This is a genomic window from Aestuariibaculum sediminum (genome assembly GCF_014596945.1).
Taxonomy (GTDB): Bacteria; Bacteroidota; Bacteroidia; order Flavobacteriales; family Flavobacteriaceae; genus Aestuariibaculum; species Aestuariibaculum sediminum.
The window spans coordinates 1-18,474 of record NZ_JACVXB010000009.1; the positions used below are offsets into that span (position 1 = coordinate 1).

Genomic DNA, 18,474 nt, shown 5'->3' on the forward strand with positions numbered 1-18,474 from the left:
CTAGCAACATCGCCGCTAACGGGCTGCAAATATACCCCGCTTTTTCCTTACCAAACAAACTTTTTTTATCCTTTTTTATTCATTTTTACACTCTTCTCTTGTTGTCAATGAGTTACAATCCTTTTATTTTTATTTTCACTTAATAAACAGTCATGTTTTTTACCAGACACTATAATATATTCTCAATATATTATATGTATAACCTAATATTAGAGTCATAACTGATAGAGCTCAAGAAGAAACAAAAAAAGACTTCTAAAAAACCGAACTTGACCCAAAGTATTTTTAGATGGGTAAAAACTGAATACTGACTATGTGACAAAAAACATAAAGCGTTTTAACAAAAGTATTTCCACCAAATTATTTACGTCTTAACTATTTTTTTACTCGCTTTTCAAGATAATGTCTAGAATAGTTAATATTTTTGATATAAATAAAAATAAACACATTATGGATTTAGAAAATTTCGAATCGGGAAAATTAATGGATTTCATTACCGAATATGGCTTAAAAATTATTGGCGCCATTCTTATCTGGATAATTGGGTCTTGGATTATCAAAAACATCCTTAAAGCCACTCGTAAAATGATGGCAAAAAGTAATTACGACGAAAGTTTACAGAAATTTTTATTAAACCTATTTAGCTGGGGCTTAAAAATACTTTTAATCATCACGCTACTTGGAACCTTAGGCGTACCAACAACCTCGTTTGCTGCCATTATAGCAGCTGCTGGATTAGCAGTAGGTATGGCTCTCCAAGGATCGTTAGGTAATTTTGCCGGTGGCGTTTTAATTATGATTTTTAAACCTTTTAAAATTGGAGATTTAATTGAAGCCCAAGGAGAAATTGGTGTAGTTAAAGAGATTGAAATATTTACCACTAAATTAACTGGACTTTCAAACAAAGAAATAATTATTCCAAACGGAGCTTTATCTAATGGAAACATTATAAACTACACCACTGAAGGGACCCGTCGTGTGGATTTAGTTTTTGGTGTAAGCTACGATTCAGATATCAAGAAAACCAAAGAAGTTATAATGAATGTCTTAACATCGCACCCTAAAGTATTGGACACACCTGCACCAGCAGTAACGGTTTTAGAACTTGCGGATAGTTCGGTAAATTTCGCTACCAGACCTTGGTGTAAAACGGAAGACTACTGGACCGTTTACTTTGACGTTACTGAAAATGTAAAAGAGGCTCTTGATGCAGCAGGTATTGAAATTCCTTACCCACATCAAGTTGAAATTCATAAAAATGCCTAAGATTTATTTAGACTTTGGTTTCATAACAACAAAGTCTTTTAAATAATAAGGTTCAAAATAAGCGACATCTTCGGTGTCGCTTTTTTTATACTTTGCGTCACTTATACCCCCCATCTGGCTTGCACTTGGAAATTTATCATCGATAAAAATAGCATTAGGATGCTTAATTAAGGTTTTTGTTTTCTCAACCCCACTTCCAATAAAATAAACTTTACCCTTATTTAAATAGTCTTCAAACGCATTTTCATCCAACACCTGTGCTTCAGTTTTACGGACCTCGTTATAATTGGCATCGTAAATAGCCGAATACACTTCCATGCGTCTGGCATCAAGCATAGACACAATAACACCTTCTGACGCGTTTACTTGTTGAGCTAACGAGAGCAATGTAGGCACCGCAATTAATGGTTTATCTAATGCAAAACACAAGCCTTTGGCTGCCGACACTCCTATTCGTAACCCAGTATAAGACCCAGGTCCTTTGCTAATTGCCACCGCATCTAGACTTTTTGCATCAACCTTAGCTTCCTTTAAAACAGATTCAATAAATACATGCAGACTTTCAGCATGCGAATAATTTTTACTATTATCTTCTTTTAAAACAATAGTTTTTCCATTGTTTGAAATAGCTACCGAACAGTTGGTAGTAGCTGTTTCTATATTAAGTATGAGTGCCAATTTTAATTTTTTAAAGATTTTCCCATGTAAAAGTCTAAAACTTTTGTTTTAAAAACAAAATCATATTTTGAATTTATCAAAGAAGTTTGCGCATTGAGGTAACGAATTCTCGTTTGCTCTAAATCGAAAGCAGTCATATTACCAAGTTTATAACGTTCTTCGGCATTTTCGAAAGCGATTTTTTGTGATTCTATTGATTTTTTGGCCGCTTCAAATGCTTTTAATGCCGCTTGCGCATCGGTAAAAGCCTGCTGAATATTATTTTCCAAATCTAATTTAGCTTGTTGCAAATCTAACTTAGAGTTTTGTTCCTGAATTTGCGATTTAGCAACTGCTGTTTTATTTTGATATTTCGAAAAAATAGGAATGTTTACTCCCAACCTGAACGAATGTGACTTTTGATTATTAAGCTGATTAAAAAATGAGTCTTCATTTTCTGTTAGATTAGAAAAAAACACATTCGAACCAAAACCATAACCAAAACTTACGGTTGGCCAATACCCCGCTTTATTAACCTCTGTACCTAACTCAGCTACTTCAACATTTTTCTTTGCTAATTTAATCTCATTCCTATTATCGTAGGCATACGACAAAATAGAATCGACATCATTATAAAATAGCGCAAATGAAAATGAATTAATATCAATTAGTTCTATTTGAAATCCCTTATTAGGAATTTGCAATAATTGTGATAAGGACAGTAAAGATAAATTATAACTGTTCTCTGCATTAATTAAACTTTGTTCATCTGAAGCTAAAGTTGCTTCGGCATCAAAAATATTAGCTTTAGGCTGTACTCCAGCATTGACAAAACTTTTTACCTGCTCTAACTGATTTTTAGAAAATTCGATTTGCGCTTTGGCAATCTCTAAATTTTCCTTGTTAAACAAAACGTTTAGATAAGCATTTGCAACATTTAGTGCAATGTCGTCCTTTAATTGCTGCAACTGTAATTCGTTTGCTTCTTGAGACAACCGCGATTGTTTGTATAAGTTCGAATTTCGAAAGCCATTAAATACGGTTTGCGAAACTTGAATTCCAAAATTTGTTTGGTGCGATGTACGATTAACAAACTGCCCTTGAAATAGCTCTTGATTACCAAACCCCATTGATTGATTAGCGCTAGCCCCTATCGATGGTAATAAACCTCCTTTTGCTGCAATAACATTTTGTTCTCCTGTTAACAACGAATTTTGAGATTTCTGAACACTAATATTATTCTCCAAGGCATAATCTATACATTCTTGCAGGCTCCATTTTTTTTGTTGCGCCACCGAAACTACACTCATCAAGAACATTAATAGCAATATATTGTATTTTAGTTTTAACATAATTTAGGTTTATCTTTTAACGTCCAGATCTGCTCGCTTCTTTATCATCCTCAGAAGTTTTATTCCAAACCTTTATTTTATCACCTTCTTTAAGTCCATTAATAATTTCCACATTTATTCCATCAGACAATCCAAGCTCTACATCTACTTTTTTATATTTTCCTTCGCCCTCCAAAACCTCTACATAAGGTTTTTCTGTAATTTTATTGTACTGCAGCAAAGCTTCACGAATTGCAAAAACACTGTCTTTACTTTCAATATCTATTTCGGCATTAGCGCTGTATCCTGCTCTAACATTCGTACCTTCTTCTATATTTACATTTGCTTTTATAGTAAACTGCACGGCTCCATTTTCTTCAATGCCTTTAGGAGCTATAAATGTTAAGGTTGCTGGAAAGTCTTTATCAATAATGGCACCAAGAACAACATTAATAGCTTTACCTTCGGAAAGCTTTCCAACTTCGGCCTCATCAACCTTACCTTCAAAAATCATTTGATTCATATCGGCAACAGTCGCAATCGTGGTTCCATCATTGAAATTATTACTTTCAATAACCTGATCACCTTCACGCACAGGAATCTCTAATATAGTTCCCGCAATTTGAGCAATGATATTCGTATTTGCCGAGCTTCCTCCTGACAGAGACCCTCGCTTAATGATCTGATAATCATTTTGAGCTTGGGTTAAAGTTTCTTTAGCCTGATTAAATGACAACTCACTGTTTTCGAAATCCTGTTGCGAAATTACTCCTTTATCAAAAAGCGATTTATTTCTTTTGTATAAAGTTTCTGCATTGTTATAGGATAATTGCGCTGTTTTAATTCGACTTTTCGCGCTAACGAGACTTTGCTCATTTGGTACAACACGAATTTTTGCAATTAAATCACCCTTTTTTACTTTATCACCTTCTTCGACAACAATTTCATCAATAATACCTGAAATTTGTGGCTTCAATTCAATTTCTTCCTCAGGATTTAACTTTCCTGTAGCAACAGCTTTTGTGTTAATGGAAGTGTAAAAAGGTTCTTCTACTTCAAATTCTTCAATAGCCTTAGAGTTGGCGTCCTTAAAATATTTTAAAACGATCAATAATAGAATTAAACCAACTATTCCTATTATGATTTTTACTGTTTTACTCATGTGCTTTTTTTATTGTTATTCTTCTCTTAATGCTTCTATAGGTTTTATACTTGTGGCTTTAAATGCAGGGATTAGCCCTATTAAAGTCCCTAGTATTACTAATATTATTAACGCGACAAACACTATTGCAATAGAAACCGAAGGATTTACTATTGCTGCCGTATCTCCCCGACCAAAAAAATGATTTAATAAAATTAAAATCCACCCTCCCGAAATAATACCAATAATTCCAGCAACTAATGTAATAAACACAGCCTCTACAACAATTTGTCGCTTAATCTCAAATGGGGTTGCTCCAAGTGCGCGTCGTACACCAATCTCTTTGGTGCGCTCTCGAACTGTAATGAGCAAAATATTTCCTATGGCAAAAACCCCTGCTATTAATGTCGATATACCAACAAACCATGTTAAAAACTGCATTCCAATAAGAAAACCGGAAAAACGTTCGAATAATTTACCCAGATTAAAACTTCCAAAGGCTCGAGTATCATCTGGGTGTATATTATTCAGGTTTTTTAATAACAGTTTGGTGTCTAGTTCTATTTGCTTAATATCAAAATCAGGCTTTCCAGTAATCATTAAAGAACCAATTAAATCACCTTGATTATATATTTGTTGAAATGTGGTAAAAGGAATATGAAGATCTTGTTTTGGTCCTCGACTTGTTGTATCCAATTTAAATATGCCAACAACCTTAAAATTTATTCCACTAACATCAATATATTTACCTATTGCATCTTCTCCCTTTTCAAACAACTGTTTATAGACATCTTCTGAGATAACAATTACTTTTTTATTATGTTGGATATCATTTTCATTTAAAAAACGTCCTGTCAGCAAGTTTTTCTTTTGAAGGTTATCCAGCAAGGGATAGTCACCCGCCATTTGGAAATTACCTGATTGAAAATTTCTGGATGCACTGGTTTGTTTTTGACTTCTTGGCAATACAAACTCAACGCCTTTAACATTATCTTCAACCTTACGTGCATCGGTAAGTGTTAGCCTAACCCGCTTACCTTCCTGAAAACCTCTAAAAGGAATACTGGTTGTTTGCCCCCAAATAAAAACACTATTTGTTGCGTAATCTCCAAATAACCGATTGAATGAATTCTCTAGTCCTCTAGCAGACCCCAGTAATCCAATAAGCAGAAGTATACCCCACCAAACACCCACCATGGTTAATACCGACCTAAGCTTATTTTTATTTAAGCTGTCCAGTACTTCCTGCCAGGTATCTCTATCGAATAAAAATCTAAACATACTAATCGTTTCTAAGCGCAACAATAGGTTTAATTTGTGATGCCTTTTTTGCGGGTAAATATCCCGCAATAGCACCAGCAATAATTAATGTTATCGTTGCTCCAAGCACCAAGGTATTACTCACCCTTGGGTCTTTTATAAAATATACTTCCAAACTTGGACCAATAACATCTAAAACACCTATCCCAATAATTAGCCCCACATAACCAGCAATGGCTGTAATAAAAATAGATTCTAATAAAATAATAGAAACTATAGATCCTGGCGAAGCTCCTAAAGCTTTTCTAATACCAATTTCCTTGGTGCGTTCCTTAACAATAAATATCATTATATTACTTATACCAACAACACCCGCGACAAGCGTACCAAATCCAATAACCAAAATAATTACAGTTAATCCATAAGTAATCATACTAACTCTCTTGGTCGTTTCGGCCCTATTAAATAATCTTATGGCGCTTTGATCGTTGTTTGCAACCGAAAACCGCTGTTTTAACTTTGACTCTATAGAACTTCCAAATGCCAAAGCCTGACCAGCTGACATCTCAGGATTATAAGTAAGATGCATCATGTCGACAAAATCGTTATTGCCATATAAAAATTGTATGGTACTCACTGGTATATAAATTACACGCTCTTCTAAGTCGCCTTCATCATCGGTAAAAACACCTACGATTTTATATTGAATTCCTCCTAAATTTATATATTTTCCTAAGGGCTCTGTTTTCTTAAATAAATCTTCAACAATAGCTTTCCCAATTACAGCTATTTTAGTTCTATTTTCAATATCACCTTGATTTACATATCGACCCGATTCAATTTTATTGTTTTCAATAAACATATAATCAGGATACACCCCACGAACATCATAATTACTTTTCTCTCCTCTGAAAGACACAGCATAATTTCTATTTATTTTAGATGTAAAATATTGGACATCATTCCCAAATTGGTCAAGAATATAATCGGAATCCTCATTTTTAAACTGAATTTTTCTGCCTGATTGCAAGCCTTTGTACGCTTTAGAAGTGCGTCCCGGATAAATAACTATTGAATTATTAGCATCGGTACCGAATGAATCATTAAACGTGTTTTGCAAACCATTGGCGATACCAAAAAGTATTGCGAACAATAAAATTGCAAATGCTACTGTAAAACCAGAGAGCAAACTTCTGGTTCTGTTTTTATTAATACTTTGAAATATTTCCCGCCAAAGATCTAAATCAAACATATTGTTCGGCTCTAACTTGGTTTACTTTTGTGTCCTCAATAATTACACCATCGCGCAATCGAACGATACGTTTGCACATATTGGCAATATCTTCCTCATGTGTCACCATTAAAATAGTTTTTCCTTCATCGTTTAATTGCTGAATAAAAGCCATGATTTCATGTGACGTGTTGGTATCTAAAGCACCTGTTGGCTCATCGGCAAGCAACAATTTCGGATTTGCTGCTAAAGCGCGTGCGATTGCTACACGTTGTTTTTGTCCACCCGAAAGTTCTTTAGGTAAATGATGCGACCAATCGGCGAGACCAACTTTACCAAGATGAAACATTGCTAACTCCAATCGTTCTTTACGTTTCATACCTTGATAATATAGCGGTAAGGCTACATTTTCCAGGGCGGTTTTATAGTTAATAAGATTAAAGGATTGAAATATAAACCCTAAAAACTTATTTCTGTAAACAGCTGCTTTTTTTTCGGTTAAATTCTTTATTGTTAATCCATCCAAGATGTACTCTCCCGAATCGGCTTCATCGAGCATACCTATTATATTTAAAAGTGTTGATTTACCAGAACCGGAAGACCCCATAATAGCAACCATTTCGCCTTGGTTAACCGATAAATCGATTCCCTTTAAAACATGCAAACTAGAATCGCCCATTGGATAGGACTTATGTAATTGATGAATTTGTAACATTTTAACCGAAGTATTAATAAGAATTATAAGTTACTAAAAGATTAGACACTCATAACAAAGATATGTTACAAAACGAGGTATAAAAGTTTTTATTATTTTTTTAACGTATTGAATTTCTTATAAATAAGATAGCCAATTCCTGCAACCAAAAGGTAAGGAATAGCCATTAAATATACAATTCCATCATTTATACCTTGAGCTGCAGACTGTCCCTGTTCACTTTCCAACACAGCACGACACATGGCGCATTGTGCTTGAGTTTTAAAAACGCCAAGGCACATAATAATAAATAGGATAATATGTTGCCTACCTGTTTTACGCATAATAAGGAGATATCATAATATAAACCAAAACACCTGTAATAGCAACATACAACCATAATGGAAATGTGATTTTTGCGATTTTCTTATGACGCTCTATATTATTTGTAATTCCGCGCACATAAGTAATTAATACAAACGGAATAACCACTATAGACATTAATATGTGCGTAATTAAAATAAAATAGTACATATATTTTAAAACCCCTTCTCCTCCAAATTTCGTCGAATCGCTGGTCATATGGTAAGCCACATACATAACTAAAAACAGTAACGATAATATGATAGCTGTTTTCATTAAACGTTCATGTAATTGTATTTTACCACCTCTAACAGCAATAAATGCCAAAACCAAAACTAGCGCTGTAATTGCATTTATAGAAGCGTAAATTGGAGGTAAAAAGACAGGAAGTTTAGCATCAATTTTCACACCAAACAAAATAGCCACTACTACCGGAATAACAATTGACAAAGCAATTATTAACTTATTATATTTTGTGTCGTCTATTAATGGGTTAGAATTATTCATTAAGCAATTTTTTAATATCTTCTTTTAAAGCTGTAATTTCTTGAGGCGCACCATCGTCATCAACCTTTTCGGTTTCTGAGGCAATACCTCTATAATATATGATCGGATTTCCAAATTCGTCCTTTCTTGAACGAATAAAACCATTTTTATCAATTAAGGCAAAATTACCTGAATGTTCAAAACCTCCAGCAGCAGTTTCATCTTCGGCTGAATATAAATTAAAGCCCTGATTAGATAACTCGTAAATTGTATCACGATTACCTGTCATTAAATGCCAATTCGGATTAACAATACCATATTGATCGGCATAATCTTTTAAAACTTCTACCGAATCGTGCGCTGGATTAATGGTAAATGAAGCTACTCCAAAATTTTCAAATTCTGAAAATGTATTCTGAATTTGAACTAGATTTTTGGTCATTCTAGGACAAATGGTAGGACAGGTTGTAAAGAAAAATTCTACTACATACACTTTCCCTTCGTAATCCTTGTTGGTAATCATTTTACCATTTTGATCTGTAAATGAAAATGAAGGCACCTTTTTAGGAACCGCATTGACTTCTATAAAGGCCAAATCTGATTCTTTACCGTTTTTTTCGGTTGCGAAATCACTTCGACTTTCATCGCGTACAATATCGTTATTGGTTATTCTATCTATTATTTTTGGTATAAATAATATGCCAAATAACAGAATGATAAACGCAATACCGATATATGAATAATTATTCTTCTTCATCTTTATTTTTTAAATCGTAGTCTCTTCGGCTGGAAGAATCGAACTCACCTTTACGTTTTTGTCTATACTCAGTAAACAGTATACGTAAATCGTCACTCATTTTATTTTTAATTTCGGCAACCTCTATACAGTTATAAGCATATAAACCATAAACAGGATTGTTTTTTTCTTTCTCACGATCTTCACGATCATCGATTCGACCCCGCTGATACAAGTCTTTATCAACTATAAATATTTTATTTGTTTGTAATGCTGAGCCCAAAGCTTCTTCGCTTTTTAAACTCGCGTAAACCTGTTCTATATTTTCAGGAGTCCCATAAACAAAGTGCCAAAATTTTAAGTCTTCGTAAGTAAATATTTCTTCCTTTAATTTCGCCACGGAATCTTCGGTCCCGAATGGTACAACTAACACCACCTGAAATTTTTTGAAACCTTTAAATTTATCGTAAACCAGCTCCTTCAAGTTAGAAGCTTCAATCATATTATTCATAGGATTCTTACCTAAAAACCCCAAAACTGTGATGTGGTCTTTTAAAAAAATTTCTGTACCATCGTCTGATACAAAATCATTAATATCCTTTACCGATTTATTTACAATATCTAAAGGCGTATAGTTATGAGTAGCCGGATATAAAAACAATAAAAACGTTACAGGCAGAAAAAATAAAACTGCTAAAACGACGTATCTGCTTATTTTTTTATAATTCATTAAAACCCTGTTGTGTTTTGTGGTGCAAAAATAAAAAAAGGCGGTATAATTACCGCCTTTATATATCTATTTAACTAAATTATAATAGTTAAAAATCTTTTTTAATAAATCCTTTATCGTAAACGTTAAAAACATAACCACCTTCTTGTAGTAAGATGAAGGTTAAATATAAGATTAAGAAAATCGTCGTCCAAACAACAGCGCGTCTTAATCCTTTAGTTTCATCGCGCATGTGCATGAAATCCCAAGCAATGTAATACGCCTTTACGATAGTTAAAATAATAAATATCCAGTTAAGTAATTTCATACCTAACACTTTTACCATTAAACTTTCTGGTTTGTAAATACCTAATACAACCTCAATAGCGGTTACAAACGATAAGAAGATTAAAACTCCCCAGATTTTTTGAGTATTAGATTTGAATTTAAGTAACCCTCTAAAAATTTCTAATTTATGATCTTGTGCCATTTTTAATGCTTTTTATATAAATTAAACTAGGTAGAAGAATGTAAATACAAATACCCATACTAAATCGACAAAGTGCCAGTAAAGACCAACTTTCTCAACCATCTCATAACTCTTACGTTTCTCGTAGGTTCCTAATACTACATTAAAGAAAATAATGATATTAAGAACAACTCCTGAAAATACGTGGAATCCGTGGAAACCAGTAATGAAAAAGAAGAAATCTGCAAATAAAGGTGAGCCATATTCGTTATGCTGTAAATTAGCACCTTCAACAACTAACTTACCATTTGCTTTTAATTGTTTTAAAGATTCCTCTCTAGATAAAACAGTTTTTTGACCATCTTCAGTTAAATATTGTGTTCGAACTAATAGGTTGCTATTCGCCTCAAAACCGTGAATTACATCTTCTACGGTATACGTCGGTAAAGACCCTTCTCCTACAAACCATAATCCATTTTTACGCTCTTGCTGAACACGTTCATGTTCTCCAGCAACTGCAAAATCTCTTAACGCAACACGATGACCATCAGCATCAACAAACTGTAATATATTACCTCCTTTTGTTTCAACAGCGCCATAATCTCCTTTAATAAAAGTTGCCCATTCCCAAGCTTGCGATCCTACGAAAATTAAACCACCTATAATGGTTAAGAACATGTAAAGTGTAACTTTAGCTTTGTTTAAATGGTGTCCTGCATCTACCGCTAGCACCATAGTTACAGACGACATAATAAGAACAAATGTCATAAATGCCACATAAATCATAGGCAATTCATGTCCGTGTAAAAACGGTACGTGTGTAAATACTTCGTCGGCTATTGGCCAAGCATCAATAAATTTAAATCTAGAAAATCCATAGGCAGCTAGGAAACCAGAAAATGTTAAAGCATCTGAAACGATGAAAAACCACATCATCATCTTACCGTAACTTGCCTTAAGTGGTTCATTACCACCACCCCAAGTTTTACCTTCTGCTTCAGAAGTTACAACTGTAGTACTCATATATGTCGGTTATTATTTAAAAGTTGGACAAAAATAATCATTTTATTCATGTAATAAAACATCAAACTTAAATTTTAAAGGCATAAACACTGATGTTTTAAGATGTTTGTTTAGTATTTATGTATTTGTTTATGAAATTATCTAACGAAATATAAAAACAAGAACAGATATACCCACAGTATATCAACAAAATGCCAAAAAGTTGCAGCCAGCTCAAAGCCAAGCATATTGGTCGCAGAATACTTCTGTTTAAAATGATTATAAATTACAACCAACAAACAAATTAATCCGGCAACAACGTGTAAGATGTGCATTACTGCAATAACATAAACATAAGACATGGTAACATTACTGGTTGGACCTGTAAAATTATATCCTAAATCTATAATCTGCTGAAACCCTACAAACTGATTGTATATAAAAACAATACCTAAAATAAGGGTTACAACTAACCAAAGCATCGTTCCTGTTCTATTTTCTTTTTTTAAGGCTTGTTTTGCTAAAAGAAACGTAACACTGCTTAATACAATAACCACAGTACTTATTATAAATGCATTTGGCAATTGAAAATCTTTTAACCAATCTGGTCGTGAACTACTTACTATAAAAGCACTTGTCCAGCCTGCAAACGACATTACTAAAGAAATGATACCAAACCAAAGCATCATTTTTTTGGCTCTTACTGTTTTTTCTTCTGTGGTACCTTGTGTTAAATCCATAATTTATCTGATAAATTTATCTATAACGTATACAATTTGTATTAATGAAATATAAGACACACTAACAATCATTAATTGCCTGGCCGCTTTTTCGGTCATTATTTTAATCAATCTAAAAGCGTAGTACAGCATCCATAAGCCCAATAAAAATACAATAACAGCCGCTACAATACTTAATTGCAAACGCCCTGTAAAACCAAAAACGGGAATAATTGAAACTAAAACTGTCCAAATGGTATACATTATAGTTTGAACAGCAGTTCCTTTATCTTGTTTTCCTGTAGGTAACATGTAGAATCCGCCTTTTTTATAATCCTGATATAAAAACCAGCCAATTGCCCAAAAATGAGGAAATTGCCAAAAAAACTGTAACGCGAATAATGTACCAGGCTCAATACCAAAATCATCGGTTGCTGCTACCCATCCTAACATAAACGGAATCGCTCCTGGAATAGCACCAACAAAAACCGCCAAAGGTGTTTTAGTTTTTAAAGGTGTATACACACAGGTGTATAAAAAGATAGATATAGCTCCGAACATAGCCGTTTGCTTATTTATCGCATATAAAATTATTACACCTAATAAGGTAAACAAACAAGCAATTACAAACGCTGTAGTTACAGACATACGCCCCGATGGAATGGGACGGTTTTTGGTTCGATCCATTAAGGCATCTAAATCCTTTTCAATAATTTGATTAAACGCATTAGAGGCACCTACCATAAAATACCCCCCTAAAGCTAATAAAATAAGCGTTTTATAATTTACCATATCAACCCCTAACAAATAACCTGCAAGAGATGAAAACACCACGCTTAAAGCTAAACGCATTTTAGTAATTTCTTTAAAATCTGAAATAACCGAAGGGGCTGTTAATGAAGTTTTTGAGCTACTCAATGTTCTTTTTTCTTAATCGCTTTTCTTTTGCGAGTGCAAAGATACTTTTTAATACCAATTTGACCAATGCTTTTTACAGGTATTTAAAAAAGTTAACGTGGGATAATTGGATCACCTTAAATACATTGCAACGCAACCAATTAAAATTTTTAGCATCTTTAATAAAAAAGAAATATGAAATATTACTTTTCAATATTGTTAATGCTCATTAATTGTTTTATTTCTTGTGATAAAGCTGAAGAAAATAACCCCTGCCAACCAGAAACAACAATTTCAACCTGGAAGGTTAACAAAGAAATAAAAGTAGATTTTAATTCTGAATTTAACAGAAACGACTATTCTATAATCGAAGGGAACAAATTATTGTTTGAATACAATCATTCAGGCGCTCAGTGTGACCATTTTATTGATGACGAATGGGGAGAGAAACTAATATTTCACATTGAAATTAGTCAAACCAAATTTGAATATAATGAAAATGATATTCTGTTAACAAACTGCTTTTATCAACAATATGGTGCTTGGGTAAACCATAATAAATACGAAATTAAAAACGGAATTTTAAAAGGAGAAAAAATATCAGACAGCACATGGGAAATCACGGTAAATATTTATACCATTCCTTTGTTTGAAGATGAAGAACCTAAAAATATTCAATTCAAAACAATTTTTACCGAATCAAACTAAATTAAATCAGATGAATAATGCAAACCTAAACACCTGTTCAGGTTGACTCAAATTCGCAAATGACAGCCATTTGATAATCAATAAAATTTATCAAAAATCGAAATACCAGTTAAATAAATCGGTACGGATCCCGAAGTTAATCCATACCGTATTCGATTTAAACGTTGAAGCTGTTTCGGTTTCTGGATTAAAATCTCTGAAAGTGACTTCTGTAAAAATTTTAAGATTTGATGCTGGATTAATTAAATACCCCGCTTGCAGATTTCCATTAAACACATTTGTTTTATTACCTTGACCAACTTCTACACCAGTATCAAAAGGCCTGTCGTCATAATCGCGGTAAACATCACTTCCATAGCTAAAATTATCTATTCCATCGTTGAAATCTAAACCGCGAACACCAAAAATAAATTTAGCATTGGCAAACCAACGGTTATAATGATACCGTCCTATTACTATAAACTCACTAAGGTTAGCTCCCCATAAATGCGCCATAGATTGGTTGCTATGCCCATAGTTGGTAGCAATCGTGTTGTGCGAGTACGTGTACGGACGAATACGATTATATTCTGCCTGCAATAGTAAATTATCGACATTAAAAGCGTTATAATACTTAGCGCCTATTTGATATCCATATTTATTTGCCCAACTACGCTCTCCTCCTTTTATTTCTTTCAAAGAAAATTCATCTAACACAAACTGGCTGTAAATATTGATGTGATCGTTTATTTTATACTTTGCCGATGCCCCTAAAATCGCATTACCCGCATCCTGCCCTGTTTCAAACTCAATGGCTCTGTAAAAAATAACCGGATTCAAATAGTTTATATCGAAACCACGGTTATTGGTATTGGTCCACATTACCGATTCAAAAAAGCCAAGATTTAATCGTTTTGATACATTCCAGCTTAAATAATGGTTTGCTATATATTTCGTTAAAAAAGCTCCATCTTCGGTGACTTCGGGACGGACATCCTTTAACCACATCCAGGTATTGGTATATTTAATTTTCCAAAATTGCGTGTTTATTTTTAGAAACGGGTGAGGACTTGCAACATCACTTAACAATAATGAACGATAACCGTCTCCTATAAAGTTTTTTCCATGTCCGAATTGAATGTTTATAAAATGCACCGGCGCATACGACAAATAAGCCTCAGCCACAGGATAATCATAAGAATCGGTCTTAAAGCGCTTTGCAATACCACGTCCAGGGATAACCGCCGGATCGGGACCAAAGGCCTTTAAACTTTCGGCATATTGGTTAAAGTATTGAGCAAACCGCCCCTGGCTTTCAAAAACGGTGGTATAGAAATTGAATTTTTCTCCCAAACCTCCCTGAACTCTTAAACCTCGCGTATTATTATATGTAGAACTAAAATCTGCTTCCGAATCGTGGCCTACTTCCAAATCAAAAATTGGATCAATTGTAAACCAATAATCTTTTCCTTGTAATTGCACCAAATGCTCATTCCATAATTTTCGCCCTGCCCACGTGGCTCTATCTTGTTTTAGCTTTGCTTGTTCTTCATTAAAATCATAATATTTCGAAACGTCCTGATAAACAAAGGGCTTGGAAGCTGTATGACTATTTGTTCCAACTAAATTAATCTGCCTATCAAATTTTGAGTAATCTGCGTGTGTAAAAGGTATATTTAACTGGCTAGAATACGCCTGATTTTCATAGTTTATTAATGTCGTATTTACACTATCGAACTCCTTTTTAACCCGAGTTTCTATAGTTGACACGTTTTTTACTTTTGATTCCTCCGTTCTTTCTACAACAACTTCTTCAAAAGGAACATTAAAGCGAATTGAATACTGTTTAAATACTGGACGACCATTATAAGTCGCTGGTCTTATTATCGGTAATTTATCAAAGACACGTTGGACCTCTTTCTTAAGTTCTTCATAAATAGCATCGACGTAAACAACCTTGAACTGTCCTTTAACATCTACTTCAAACAATATATAAACATGACCACTATATTCTTCCTTCTTTACAATTTCAGGTATTTTAAAAGTATCATGAATATGATTATAAACAGCACTATTAAAACACTTTTGCAGGTCGTTAACCCCTACAGAATCACAACTTGAAAATACCGGAGGTTTTTCATAAAACAGGGCTTCTTGAGAAAGCACATTAAATTGAAGACATACAAAAAATAACAGTATTAGGTGCTTCATGAACTCTATATTAGGGTTGAAATTTGCTGAAAGATACTACATTTTTAAGAATGACATTAATAAAAAAAACCGATATTGTTACACAATATCGGTTTTTTAAAGCATTACATTATTATTTAATACTGAACTTTAAATACGATGGGTAAATCATAAATAACATCCACATTTTTATCGCGTTGTTTTCCAGGAATCATCTCAGGTATAAAATCGATAACGCGTTCGGCTTCATTTTCCAATTTACTATGTGGCGCGCGAATTTTTACATCTTTAACCCTTCCATTTTTATCGATTGTAAAACGTGTTCGTATAACTTGTTTTCCTGATAGCCCCAACTCATTTCCCAATTCGGTATCAAACTTTCTCTGAATGAGTTTAGACAATTTATCGGACATACATTTCTTCCGTCCTTCATTATCTTTTTCCTTTTCACAGCCCGGATATATAGGAACCTGCTCAACACGAATAAAGTCTACGGGAGCATCTTCGTCGGGAGCTTTTTCCAAGACCAATACTCCTGGTTTTAAATCTTCTTTTGCCCCAGTATTTTGTTCAGCTGTAACAACCTCTTTAGGCTTAATAAATTCAGGAATCTCATCTACTATATCAGGTTCCTTTGTTAAAATTTCAACCTGTTTTTGTTCTACTTTAGGTGCTACCTTTTCTTCGTAAACCTTAATGTTCTCGATAGCAATTTCCTCTACACCTACGTCGCAATAAACTTCTCCAAAATCTTTAGGGATTTCGGTTTCGAATTTCATTTCTAAAAGACCGTACGCCGAAAGCAGACAAACTATTAATCCAATTTGAAAATAAAGGGTAGTGTTTTTTTGTAAATTTGCTTCATGCTTTTGTGATTTTTTCACGATTTGCTCATTTTGCCGAATGAGTTCGTGAGTTTTCTTTGAATGACTCATAATTATTAAAGTTAACTTGTTAATATTATGATAAAAGCACAATAAGCATACCAAAAAAGAAAACCCGTTACAAAAATTGTAACGGGTTTTTAATATTTTAAAGGTTTTATTATAAACGCTTTAGCTTAGTCCTGAACCTGGAATATAATTGGTAACGAATATGGTACTGTTACCGGCTTACCACGTTGTTTTCCTGGTTGCATTTTAGGAAGTAAATTAATTACACGTGCAGCCTCCTTTTCTAATCCAGGGTGCGGTGCTCTTGCTCTAATTCCTGTAATGTTTCCTGTTTTGTCGATTTTAAAGATTACGTTTATACGTTGTCTTCCTGACAAACCTAAATCACCAGCCAAATCTGTATTAAACTTTTTATTTACGAATTGCGAAATCTTTTTAGACATACAATTCTTTTTATCGATATTGGTTTTCTCTTTTTCACAACCAGGGAAAACAGGAACGTTTTCAATTACTGCGAAAGGCACCTCAATATCTTCTTCTACAGCATCAGCAACTTCAACCTCAGCTACTTCTACGATTTCAGTTTCTTGCGTTACCTCGGTAGATTCGATTACTGTTTCTTCAACTTCAACTTCATCTTCTACTATTTCAATCACCTCTGGTGCAGCTGGTGGCGGTGGTGGTGGTGGTGGCGCAATATTTTGATTGGTAAGCGGTATTTCTTCTTCAATTTCTTGCTCCATGTTAACCATACCGATTTCGATATCTTTATCGTCATAAGTTTTATAGTTGATGGCATAATTTGTTAAGAATAACATTAATGCTAAACCAACTGCAAAGTAAAGTGAACTATTACGTCCAACATTTGCTTTAGGATTCTTTTTAGGTTCCATAATTTAAATACGTTTTTTCAGGATTGCTAAAATAACCATTTATTTATCAAAAAAGCAAGCCTTTATTATTTTTTAATCTGCTTTCTAGTATATACTAATACTGCAACTACAGCTAACAGCACACCTGAGGTATTCGCTATAACATCGTATAAATCAGGCTTTCGTGTCTCTGTTACCATCCCTTGTAATACCTCAATAACTATACCAAAAATTATTGAAAATAATGCCGAATAAATTATAGATTTTAATTTTTTGAAACCAAACTTATAATGCCCTGTACCGTACCACAATAAAGCTAGCACCAAGTACGTGAGGGCATGAAATATTTTATCGGCAAAAGAAACCCCTAAATCGGGGACTTCTTTTAATCGCATTAAGCATACATATGTTAACGCTAAAGTGTAAGTTACACTTATTAAAAACAGATTTTTTTTAAGCACCAAGAAGGGCTTTATAGTCGTCTGCAGACATTAAACCTTCTACTTGAGAAAGGTCTGAACATTTTACCTTAATCATCCAACCTTCACCGTAAGGATCGCTATTTACAGTTTCAGGAGCGTCTTCTAAGGCTTCGTTGAATTCGATAATTTCCCCAGATAATGGTAAGAATAAATCTGATACTGTTTTCACAGCTTCAACAGTTCCGAAAATTTCTTCGGCTTCTAAAGTTTCATCAACAGTTTCAACTTCAACATAAACAATATCACCTAACTCGCTTTGAGCGAAATCTGTAATACCAATTGTTGCTACATCACCGTCTATACTAACCCACTCGTGATCTTTAGTATATTTTAATTCTGCTGGAATATTCATTTTTATTAATTAAAGTTAAAGTTTCGGCAAATGTATT

At 33.7% G+C, this 18,474-nt stretch carries 21 protein-coding genes; 2 read left to right on the forward strand and 19 right to left on the reverse strand.

Features of this window, described 5'->3' with window-relative positions:
* The first annotated feature begins 450 nt into the window (after positions 1 to 450).
* Complete coding sequence (locus ICJ83_RS15095) at positions 451 to 1,266, forward strand: mechanosensitive ion channel family protein (RefSeq protein WP_188231246.1); 816 nt, start codon at positions 451 to 453, stop codon at positions 1,264 to 1,266.
* Positions 1,267 to 1,269: 3 nt separating this feature from the next.
* Here ICJ83_RS15095 and tsaB read toward each other — a convergent pair whose 3' ends face one another.
* The 14 genes from tsaB to cyoE all read right to left on the reverse strand — a co-directional run bounded on the left by tsaB (position 1,270) and on the right by cyoE (position 12,982).
* Entirely contained in the window at positions 1,270 to 1,944 is a 675-nt protein-coding gene (tsaB, locus tag ICJ83_RS15100) for a tRNA (adenosine(37)-N6)-threonylcarbamoyltransferase complex dimerization subunit type 1 TsaB (RefSeq protein WP_188231247.1), read from the reverse strand.
* A 2-nt stretch (positions 1,945 to 1,946) separates the two neighbouring features.
* On the reverse strand, positions 1,947 to 3,275 hold the full coding sequence (locus ICJ83_RS15105) for a TolC family protein (protein WP_188231248.1): 1,329 nt from the start codon (positions 3,273 to 3,275) through the stop codon (positions 1,947 to 1,949).
* A gap of 16 nt (positions 3,276 to 3,291) precedes the next feature.
* Positions 3,292 to 4,416: an efflux RND transporter periplasmic adaptor subunit gene (locus ICJ83_RS15110; protein ID WP_188231249.1), complete on the reverse strand. Its 1,125-nt coding sequence runs from the start codon at positions 4,414 to 4,416 to the stop codon at positions 3,292 to 3,294.
* Between the two features lie 15 nt (positions 4,417 to 4,431).
* Positions 4,432 to 5,676: an ABC transporter permease gene (locus tag ICJ83_RS15115; protein ID WP_188231250.1), complete on the reverse strand. Its 1,245-nt coding sequence runs from the start codon at positions 5,674 to 5,676 to the stop codon at positions 4,432 to 4,434.
* Position 5,677: 1 nt separating this feature from the next.
* Positions 5,678 to 6,907 (reverse strand): ABC transporter permease, encoded by a 1,230-nt coding sequence (locus tag ICJ83_RS15120; protein ID WP_188231251.1) that lies wholly within the window; start codon positions 6,905 to 6,907, stop codon positions 5,678 to 5,680.
* Positions 6,900 to 7,601, reverse strand: a complete 702-nt coding sequence (locus ICJ83_RS15125; RefSeq protein WP_188231252.1) for an ABC transporter ATP-binding protein — start codon at positions 7,599 to 7,601, stop codon at positions 6,900 to 6,902. Before ICJ83_RS15125 ends, ICJ83_RS15120 begins: the two co-directional genes overlap by 8 nt.
* Positions 7,602 to 7,693: 92 nt before the next feature.
* A complete protein-coding gene (locus ICJ83_RS15130) occupies positions 7,694 to 7,924 on the reverse strand; it encodes a hypothetical protein (protein ID WP_394354317.1) in 231 nt (76 codons plus the stop codon).
* Positions 7,917 to 8,450 carry a DUF420 domain-containing protein gene (locus tag ICJ83_RS15135; protein WP_188231253.1) on the reverse strand — a complete coding sequence of 178 codons (534 nt, stop codon included), beginning with the start codon at positions 8,448 to 8,450 and terminating at the stop codon, positions 7,917 to 7,919. Before ICJ83_RS15135 ends, ICJ83_RS15130 begins: the two co-directional genes overlap by 8 nt.
* Positions 8,443 to 9,186 carry an SCO family protein gene (locus tag ICJ83_RS15140; RefSeq protein WP_188231254.1) on the reverse strand — a complete coding sequence of 248 codons (744 nt, stop codon included), beginning with the start codon at positions 9,184 to 9,186 and terminating at the stop codon, positions 8,443 to 8,445. The genes ICJ83_RS15135 and ICJ83_RS15140 overlap by 8 nt, the downstream gene beginning before the upstream one ends.
* Positions 9,173 to 9,895: a hypothetical protein gene (locus ICJ83_RS15145; protein ID WP_188231255.1), complete on the reverse strand. Its 723-nt coding sequence runs from the start codon at positions 9,893 to 9,895 to the stop codon at positions 9,173 to 9,175. The genes ICJ83_RS15140 and ICJ83_RS15145 overlap by 14 nt, the downstream gene beginning before the upstream one ends.
* An 88-nt stretch (positions 9,896 to 9,983) precedes the next feature.
* On the reverse strand, positions 9,984 to 10,364 hold the full coding sequence (locus ICJ83_RS15150) for a cytochrome C oxidase subunit IV family protein (protein WP_188231256.1): 381 nt from the start codon (positions 10,362 to 10,364) through the stop codon (positions 9,984 to 9,986).
* A gap of 21 nt (positions 10,365 to 10,385) precedes the next feature.
* On the reverse strand, positions 10,386 to 11,366 hold the full coding sequence (locus ICJ83_RS15155) for a cytochrome c oxidase subunit 3 (RefSeq protein WP_188231257.1): 981 nt from the start codon (positions 11,364 to 11,366) through the stop codon (positions 10,386 to 10,388).
* Between the two features lie 137 nt (positions 11,367 to 11,503).
* Positions 11,504 to 12,085 (reverse strand): cytochrome c oxidase subunit 3, encoded by a 582-nt coding sequence (locus ICJ83_RS15160; protein WP_188231258.1) that lies wholly within the window; start codon positions 12,083 to 12,085, stop codon positions 11,504 to 11,506.
* Between the two features lie 3 nt (positions 12,086 to 12,088).
* Positions 12,089 to 12,982, reverse strand: coding sequence for a heme o synthase (gene cyoE / locus ICJ83_RS15165; protein ID WP_188231259.1), 894 nt, complete (start codon positions 12,980 to 12,982; stop codon positions 12,089 to 12,091).
* A gap of 174 nt (positions 12,983 to 13,156) precedes the next feature.
* On the opposite strand from cyoE, the gene ICJ83_RS15170 reads away from it, so the two are divergent.
* Complete coding sequence (locus tag ICJ83_RS15170) at positions 13,157 to 13,669, forward strand: hypothetical protein (protein WP_188231260.1); 513 nt, start codon at positions 13,157 to 13,159, stop codon at positions 13,667 to 13,669.
* A 90-nt stretch (positions 13,670 to 13,759) separates the two neighbouring features.
* Here ICJ83_RS15170 and ICJ83_RS15175 read toward each other — a convergent pair whose 3' ends face one another.
* The 5 genes from ICJ83_RS15175 to gcvH form a co-directional block, all read right to left on the reverse strand.
* Positions 13,760 to 15,859 (reverse strand): energy transducer TonB, encoded by a 2,100-nt coding sequence (locus ICJ83_RS15175; protein WP_188231261.1) that lies wholly within the window; start codon positions 15,857 to 15,859, stop codon positions 13,760 to 13,762.
* A gap of 116 nt (positions 15,860 to 15,975) precedes the next feature.
* Positions 15,976 to 16,773, reverse strand: coding sequence for an energy transducer TonB (locus ICJ83_RS15180; RefSeq protein WP_188231262.1), 798 nt, complete (start codon positions 16,771 to 16,773; stop codon positions 15,976 to 15,978).
* 125 nt (positions 16,774 to 16,898) lie between these two features.
* Positions 16,899 to 17,624, reverse strand: a complete 726-nt coding sequence (locus ICJ83_RS15185) for an energy transducer TonB (RefSeq protein ID WP_188231263.1) — start codon at positions 17,622 to 17,624, stop codon at positions 16,899 to 16,901.
* 65 nt (positions 17,625 to 17,689) lie between these two features.
* Positions 17,690 to 17,998, reverse strand: a complete 309-nt coding sequence (locus ICJ83_RS15190; RefSeq protein WP_188231264.1) for a VanZ family protein — start codon at positions 17,996 to 17,998, stop codon at positions 17,690 to 17,692.
* Positions 17,999 to 18,056: 58 nt separating this feature from the next.
* Positions 18,057 to 18,437 (reverse strand): glycine cleavage system protein GcvH, encoded by a 381-nt coding sequence (gene gcvH / locus ICJ83_RS15195; protein ID WP_188231265.1) that lies wholly within the window; start codon positions 18,435 to 18,437, stop codon positions 18,057 to 18,059.
* Between the last annotated feature and the right edge of the window lie 37 nt (positions 18,438 to 18,474).

Excerpts from the sequence above, each read along its gene's own strand:
- ICJ83_RS15185 (WP_188231263.1), bottom strand. The coding sequence starts at position 17,624 with ATGGAACCTAAAAAGAATCCTAAAGCAAATGTTGGACGTAATAGTTCA.
- ICJ83_RS15190 (WP_188231264.1), bottom strand. The coding sequence starts at position 17,998 with ATGCGATTAAAAGAAGTCCCCGATTTAGGGGTTTCTTTTGCCGATAAA.
- ICJ83_RS15105 (WP_188231248.1), bottom strand. The coding sequence starts at position 3,275 with ATGTTAAAACTAAAATACAATATATTGCTATTAATGTTCTTGATGAGT.
- ICJ83_RS15135 (WP_188231253.1), bottom strand. The coding sequence starts at position 8,450 with ATGAATAATTCTAACCCATTAATAGACGACACAAAATATAATAAGTTA.
- ICJ83_RS15125 (WP_188231252.1), bottom strand. The coding sequence starts at position 7,601 with ATGTTACAAATTCATCAATTACATAAGTCCTATCCAATGGGCGATTCT.
- ICJ83_RS15110 (WP_188231249.1), bottom strand. The coding sequence starts at position 4,416 with ATGAGTAAAACAGTAAAAATCATAATAGGAATAGTTGGTTTAATTCTA.
- ICJ83_RS15115 (WP_188231250.1), bottom strand. The coding sequence starts at position 5,676 with ATGTTTAGATTTTTATTCGATAGAGATACCTGGCAGGAAGTACTGGAC.
- ICJ83_RS15155 (WP_188231257.1), bottom strand. The coding sequence starts at position 11,366 with ATGAGTACTACAGTTGTAACTTCTGAAGCAGAAGGTAAAACTTGGGGT.
- ICJ83_RS15140 (WP_188231254.1), bottom strand. The coding sequence starts at position 9,186 with ATGAAGAAGAATAATTATTCATATATCGGTATTGCGTTTATCATTCTG.
- ICJ83_RS15120 (WP_188231251.1), bottom strand. The coding sequence starts at position 6,907 with ATGTTTGATTTAGATCTTTGGCGGGAAATATTTCAAAGTATTAATAAA.
- ICJ83_RS15130 (WP_394354317.1), bottom strand. The coding sequence starts at position 7,924 with ATGCGTAAAACAGGTAGGCAACATATTATCCTATTTATTATTATGTGC.
- ICJ83_RS15180 (WP_188231262.1), bottom strand. The coding sequence starts at position 16,773 with ATGAGTCATTCAAAGAAAACTCACGAACTCATTCGGCAAAATGAGCAA.
- ICJ83_RS15175 (WP_188231261.1), bottom strand. The coding sequence starts at position 15,859 with ATGAAGCACCTAATACTGTTATTTTTTGTATGTCTTCAATTTAATGTG.
- ICJ83_RS15160 (WP_188231258.1), bottom strand. The coding sequence starts at position 12,085 with ATGGATTTAACACAAGGTACCACAGAAGAAAAAACAGTAAGAGCCAAA.
- ICJ83_RS15170 (WP_188231260.1), top strand. The coding sequence starts at position 13,157 with ATGAAATATTACTTTTCAATATTGTTAATGCTCATTAATTGTTTTATT.
- gcvH (WP_188231265.1), bottom strand. The coding sequence starts at position 18,437 with ATGAATATTCCAGCAGAATTAAAATATACTAAAGATCACGAGTGGGTT.
- ICJ83_RS15095 (WP_188231246.1), top strand. The coding sequence starts at position 451 with ATGGATTTAGAAAATTTCGAATCGGGAAAATTAATGGATTTCATTACC.
- ICJ83_RS15150 (WP_188231256.1), bottom strand. The coding sequence starts at position 10,364 with ATGGCACAAGATCATAAATTAGAAATTTTTAGAGGGTTACTTAAATTC.
- ICJ83_RS15145 (WP_188231255.1), bottom strand. The coding sequence starts at position 9,895 with ATGAATTATAAAAAAATAAGCAGATACGTCGTTTTAGCAGTTTTATTT.